A 1937-nucleotide genomic window follows, 5' to 3' on the forward strand; every position below is an offset into this window, starting at 1 on the left:
GCTTCCTCGACGCGGTGCAAGGCCTGCCCGACCTGCCCGCCGGGCGACTGGGAGAGCTGAACTTCACCGTCTCGCCCGCGCGCCTGGGCGAGGCCGCGCCCCATGGCATCTTCGACTGGAAATAAGGAGATCACGATGAGCGGTTCCGCCAGGAAACCCAAGAAGTCGGTGGCCCTTTCGGGGGTCGTCGCCGGCAACACCGCGCTGTGCAGCGTCGGCCAAAGCGGCAATGACCTGCATTATCGCGGCTTCGACATCCTCGACATCGCCGAAGCCTGTGAGTTCGAGGAGATTGCGCATCTGCTGATCCACGGCACCCTGCCCTCGACCGTGGAACTGGCCGCCTACAAGGCCAAGCTGCGCAGCTTGCGCGGCCTGCCGCTGGCGGTGCGCCAGATGCTCGAGGCGATCCCGGCCGCGGCGCATCCGATGGACGTGCTGCGCTCGGGCGTCTCGGCCATGGGCTGCGTGCTGCCCGAGGCGCATGACCACAACATCCCCGGCGCCCGCGACATCGCCGACCGGCTGATCGCGGCGCAGGGCTCGATGCTGCTTTACTGGTATCACCACGCCCAGCACGGCCGCCGCATCGAGGTCGAGACCGAGGACGACGGCATCGCCGGGCATTTCCTGCACCTGCTGCACGGCCGTCCCGCGACCGAGGCCGAGATCCGCGCCATGCACACCACGCTGATCCTTTACGCCGAGCACGAGTTCAACGCCTCGACCTTCACCGCGCGCACCATCGCCGGCACCGGCGCCGACGTCTATTCCGCCATCGCCGGCGCCATCGGCGCGCTGCGCGGGCCCAAGCACGGCGGCGCCAACGAGGTCGCCTTCGAGATCCAGAAGCGCTACGCCACCCCCGACGAGGCCGAGGCCGACATCCGCGCCCGCGTCGCGGCGCGCGAGGTCATCATCGGCTTCGGCCATCCGGTCTATACCGTCTCGGACCCGCGCAACGTGGTCATCAAGCGCGTCGCCCGCCGGCTGTCCGAGGACAAGGGCGCGACCCGCATGTTCGCCGTGGCCGAGCGGATCGAGGACGTCATGCTGGACGCCAAGGGCATGTTCCCGAACCTCGACTGGTATTCGGCCGTCTCCTATCACCTGCTCGGCGTGCCGACCGCGATGTTCACGCCGATCTTCGTCATCGCCCGCACCGCCGGCTGGGGCGCGCATGTGGTCGAGCAGCGCCAGGACAACAAGATCATCCGCCCCTCGGCCCATTACATCGGCCCGGAAAACCGCCGCTTCCTGCCCATCGACCAGCGCGGCGGGCTGTTGTCCCTCGAGGCCGAGTGATGCCCTATCTGATCGGCTCCGACCTGCCCGAGGCCCCCGCCGGCGCGCGGTTCAGCGCAGCCCTGGCCCGCCCCGGCATCCTGCGCCTGCCCGGCGCCCATAACGGCATGGCCGCCTTGCAGGCCCGCGCGGCCGGGTTTCAGGCGCTTTACCTGTCGGGCGCGGCCATGACTGCCAGCATGGGCCTGCCCGACCTGGGCATCATCACCGTGGACGAGGTCGCCTTCTTCATCCGCCAGATCGCGCGGGCCAGTGGGTTGCCGCTGCTGGTGGACGGCGACACGGGCTATGGCGAGGCACTGAACGTCATGCACATGGTCCGCACGTTCGAGGATGCCGGCGCGGGTGCCGTGCATCTGGAGGACCAGTTGCTGCCCAAGAAATGCGGCCACCTGAACGACAAGAAACTGGCCTCGGCCGGCGACATGGCGGCCAAGGTGGCGGCGGCGGCGCGGGCGCGGCGGCACCTTGTCGTCATCGCCCGCACCGATGCGGCCGCGGCCGAGGGCATCGAGGGCGCCGTCGCCCGCGCCAAGCTCTATACCGAGGCCGGGGCGGACGCGATCTTTCCCGAGGCGCTGACCTCGGTCGAGATGTTCCGCGAAGTCCGCGCCCGCCTGCCCGGCGTGAAG

At 69.7% G+C, this 1937-nt stretch carries 2 protein-coding genes; both read left to right on the top strand.

Annotated features, from left to right (window positions below):
• Nucleotides 1-135: 135 nt before the first annotated feature.
• Nucleotides 136-1305 (top strand): 2-methylcitrate synthase, encoded by a 1170-nt coding sequence (prpC, locus tag FE811_RS26655; RefSeq protein ID WP_140849514.1) that lies wholly within the window; start codon nt 136-138, stop codon nt 1303-1305.
• Nucleotides 1305-1937 (top strand): isocitrate lyase/phosphoenolpyruvate mutase family protein (locus FE811_RS26660; RefSeq protein WP_140849516.1); only part of this gene is annotated, 633 nt, incomplete at its 3' end. The genes prpC and FE811_RS26660, both read left to right, overlap by 1 nt.

The sequence above is a fragment of the Paracoccus sp. FO-3 genome (assembly GCF_006386455.1).
GTDB classification, from domain to species: Bacteria; Pseudomonadota; Alphaproteobacteria; order Rhodobacterales; family Rhodobacteraceae; genus Paracoccus; species Paracoccus versutus.

What these genes read in the sequence shown, in the direction of transcription:
- prpC (WP_140849514.1), top strand. Translation starts at nt 136, where the DNA reads ATGAGCGGTTCCGCCAGGAAACCCAAGAAGTCGGTGGCCCTTTCGGGG.